Genomic DNA, 4,073 nt, shown 5'->3' on the forward strand with positions numbered 1-4,073 from the left:
TTTAATTGCGCCTCCTTGGCTTCTAGTAAGCTTTTAGACCTTCCTATGGTACTTAGACCTTCTCGGATGTTAGAAACGCCTCTAAGGCGCTCAGAAAGCTTCAGGGCGTCTTCTTTTGTCAGAATATAGTTTCCTGTTTTTACTTCTTTCTTTTTCAGCAACCCTACTTTTTCTGTTTCTGCTTTCAACCTTCTCATATCAAAAAAAGGAAATCCTTGTATATCCTTTTTTACCTGTTCCTTTGTTTCTTCTAGTTTTGTAATCTCTTCTTTCGTATCTCCTATTTGTTTTTGTAGGTTCTTCTGTTCTTGTTGTTGTTCTCTCACAATCTGTTCTAACTGTTCTTGTATCGTTTGTAATTCTTCTGCTTTTCCCTCTGACTGTTTCACTTCTTTGTCTACCCGTTGTAAATAGGTTTCTTTTTCCTGTACCTGCTTTTCTACAACGGACTTTGTTTCCGCATATTCTTTGTATTGTTTTACTTTCATGTACTTATGAGATCCTACATTCGCTCGTTCAAAATCAGGAATATGTTCTTTTGCTAATGTTTCGATATATGCCGTTTCTATCGCTCTCCAATTCGCAATCAGTTCCATCCCTTTTCCTTCCACACCTTGTTGTTGCAAAGCTCTATCCATTCCGACACGCTTCGTTAATCCCCGACTACTTGAAAAATGTGGCACATAGTTGATATGCAGATGCGGATTCGCTTCATCATCATGTAACACCATGTTATAAATTGCTAGATTCGGATTACGCTCTTGAAACGCTTCTGCATACCTCTGTAAAGCTTCTTTTTTCTCTTTCCTACACATTGGATCATCTTTACCTTCCCCAATCGCTACAACTAATTCTCGTTGCTCATGTACTTTTTCACTTTTACTGATTTTTTCATAGTAATCTTGAATCTTGCGGTCATTCCGTTTTTGTTTCTTGTTATATGTATCTACTGCTTTTTGAAACACCTCTTTGTATACACTCCGAATGTCCTTTTGAACAAAATACATATTCTCGTTTAACCTGGATGGATCAATACCAGGATTTCCATGTGTATTTTCTCGATTGTTATGACTAATGGAACTTTTATGAGATTGATTAAATGAGATAGAACGCAACATCACATACACCCGCTTTCCTAGAATAATTGATACCACGAGTCTAGCAAATCGACGAAATGGAGTCAATTAACGTAACCCTATACATATTTTGACGCGTAGCGTCAAAATATATAGGGCTCTGCGAGGCCCTTGTCGGCATAGCCGAGTCACTACGTGACCAAAACCAAACCTTGGGCGTTGCCCAAACCCACTGGGGAACCCTTCCCCAGACCCCCTTTATCGAACTCCCCAACCCCTCACTCCTTGAGGGGCTTCCTCGCCGGTTGGCGTCCCCAAAACGTATCGTTTTGAGAAACTGCCAAGAGGATGATGAATCAGTGGCACGAGTCCACTCCTTAATGCTCCTTTCATGGATCAGCACAAACCGCTGCACCATTTCAGTCCGCTTACCATGGACTCTTACCATTTATCTTTCTTCTCCCAATAGTCGTTTCGCGAATTACTCTAATTACTCATCGAACTCTCAGTCATTAAACAATTAGACAAGTCTGGTAATACAAACCAAGCATCGATAGAATAAAGAAATAATATTGGTTTTATTAATAAAACGAAGTAAATAGTTCACTATATTAATAATTTAGTTAATTAATATAAAAAATAGGAACCTTTTTTAGATTCCTTAAAAGAAAATAGAATAGGTAGGATACAAAACTTATTAATAAATTTTGTATCTCTGTATCTTATGTTGAGTATAAATTTAGGTTTGTACATTTTAGTTTTAAAAAAAGCAAACCAAAGAATTTAAATTCTTTGGTTTGCTTTTTTTTGTCCTGGGTAAATTTGAGTTGGAATTAGTGAAGATAAGGATTAATAAATCCTTACTAGTATGTTATGACTAGAGTCAAAAGAAGCTTGTACATTTTAAATAAAATTTTTTTGTTATATAAAAGGGGCCAAGAAATAATTTTTAATTTTATTTCTTGGCATGGGTGTTTGGAACGTTTGGATGCTGTTCCTCACATTATTGTATGTTTGTATTGATTAAACGGTTTGTTATTATGATTCTTTTGCAACAAAAAACACTTATTAAAATAAGTGTTTTTTGTTGCAAAAGTCAATTTATAAATTAAAAGAATTTGTTTTCTAATTTTAAAATTATTCATCACATATTGGACGTTCACAACAGAATCGATTACAATCTGGTGAATTTATAGAAACTACATTGATTTTATTAATGGCAATACGTGCTAAACCGGGAAAACAATCAAAATCAGAAAGAATAATTACACTACTACCTTGAAATCCTTGAAATGTTGCGCTTGTAGGTGGTTGACAATCATATTGAATGACAAGACAAGTTCCAGGAGCTAATGTTCTTAAAAATTGTAATAACCCCGGATTACTATCATTATTTTCAGTAACAATTTGCTCTTTTCTTCTAGGAAGTTCTCTATGATCATTACAACCACAACCTCCACCAAAACCAAAACCCATAATATTACCCCCTTTCGTTCATTAGTACATCTTATGCTTGTCTGGAAAGGATGGTGTAAGCATGTAAGACTAGTTAATTGTGGATTTTTATACAAATTCAAAAAGGAATTCCTTTGTTTTTGGGTGTGAGGTGAGGCTGGGGTGAAGCGAAGCGAGGGGCTAGCCCCTTAATATGCATCAAATACATATTGCAAAAAAAGAATACTTTGATTGGAAGAACTAGCGGTTCGGCAGGTATACTTATGAATCCAAGTCGTACAACTTAAATCTTCGTTTTTGGTCTGTTCGGCTTGGCGAAAAAAAAATCCCTGCCGAAAAAAATTCCGCAAGGATGTAGCGAAGCGAAAAAGGTGGAGATTTTTGAGTGATTTTTACTCAAAAATACTACCTATTCCTTGCGGAATTTTTAGCCCTTATTATAAAAGACACAAAGAGCATATAAAAAAACCCTTAATATATAAGGGTTTTTTTATATAAATAGTTACCATATTTGGTATTGTTCTTACCATATTTGGTATGTATAATAGATACCGAGATAGGTAACTATTATTAAATAATTGGAGGGTTAAAAATGTCATCATTAGATAAAGATATTTTTATTGAAGTACCTGATGAAAAAACAGGGGAAATTCAACAGTATTTATTAACTCCAACAAAACAGAAAAAAGTTTATAAGGGGGACTGGGTTATGATGTTCCAAGAAGGATTAACACATGTTGCCAAACTTAATTTAAAAGGTGAAACATTACGTGTCTATATGATTTTATTAGCAAAATTAGATTATGAAAATTGGTTAAGAATTAGACAAAAAGATATAGCTAAAGAATTGAATATGAATCCCCCACATGTCTCAAGAGCAATTAAAGAACTCTTTGAACATGGCATTTTAGTAAAAGGTCCAAAAGTAGGTGCTTCGAATACATATCGTTTAGATCCTTCATTTGCTTTTAGAGGACGAGATAAAAATTTAGAACAAGTTAGAAAAGAAGTAAAACACCTTAAAATAATAAAATAGGGGTATTACCCCTATTTTACATTTCATGTTCAAAGCCCCTATCCCGTTCTTTTTTCGGTTCTAAAGCTTGTACAGATTGTTCAATTCCTTTACTTAATCCAATTTCCTTATCCACTTTCTCTGCTAGATCCTCACTCCCCATTTTTCGAAGCCAGTAACTTGTATAATTTGCAATCCCATCTACCAATCGATTCCCTCGTTCATTTAGCGGTTGTTCATATTCCTTTTTGCTATATTTCATCATGCCAACTGCTTTCGCTACATTCGCAAAACTCATTTTTAATCCTTCGTACAGTTCATTCACTTTGTTCAACGTCCGTTTCAAACGACTATTCTCTACGGTTAATAGATTCACTTGTTCTTGTAATTTTTGCTTTTCTTCCCACCATGTTTGACTATTCTCAATAGCTGCTTCTTTCCCAATCAAATTTCGTTCCCTTTGATTCACTTCTAATTCTTTATAGCTAATATCCAACTCTTTTTGATTGATGAACTCTTCCCTTTCG

At 34.7% G+C, this 4,073-nt stretch carries 3 protein-coding genes and 1 pseudogene; 1 reads left to right on the plus strand and 3 read right to left on the minus strand.

Annotated elements, in window-relative coordinates; translation table 11 throughout:
* Nucleotides 1-1,118: plasmid recombination protein (locus MHH66_RS28495; RefSeq protein ID WP_340868160.1), on the minus strand; the 1,118-nt coding region annotated here is incomplete at its 3' end.
* Nucleotides 1,119-2,213: 1,095 nt separating this feature from the next.
* Nucleotides 2,214-2,552 (minus strand): hypothetical protein, encoded by a 339-nt coding sequence (locus tag MHH66_RS28500; RefSeq protein ID WP_078186025.1) that lies wholly within the window; start codon nucleotides 2,550-2,552, stop codon nucleotides 2,214-2,216.
* Between the two features lie 571 nt (nucleotides 2,553-3,123).
* On the opposite strand from MHH66_RS28500, the gene MHH66_RS28505 reads away from it, so the two are divergent.
* Nucleotides 3,124-3,567 (plus strand): helix-turn-helix domain-containing protein, encoded by a 444-nt coding sequence (locus tag MHH66_RS28505; protein WP_000096320.1) that lies wholly within the window; start codon nucleotides 3,124-3,126, stop codon nucleotides 3,565-3,567.
* A gap of 16 nt (nucleotides 3,568-3,583) precedes the next feature.
* On the opposite strand, the pseudogene MHH66_RS28510 reads toward MHH66_RS28505, so the two are convergent.
* Nucleotides 3,584-4,073: pseudogene (locus tag MHH66_RS28510) on the minus strand (plasmid recombination protein); the annotation flags it as partial.

The sequence above is a fragment of the Bacillus sp. FSL H8-0492 genome (genome assembly GCF_038006145.1).
In the GTDB taxonomy this organism is placed as follows: domain Bacteria; phylum Bacillota; class Bacilli; order Bacillales; family Bacillaceae_G; genus Bacillus_A; species Bacillus_A mycoides.

Coding starts and splice junctions, on each gene's coding strand:
- MHH66_RS28500 (WP_078186025.1), bottom strand. CDS start 2,552: ATGGGTTTTGGTTTTGGTGGAGGTTGTGGTTGTAATGATCATAGAGAA.
- MHH66_RS28505 (WP_000096320.1), top strand. CDS start 3,124: ATGTCATCATTAGATAAAGATATTTTTATTGAAGTACCTGATGAAAAA.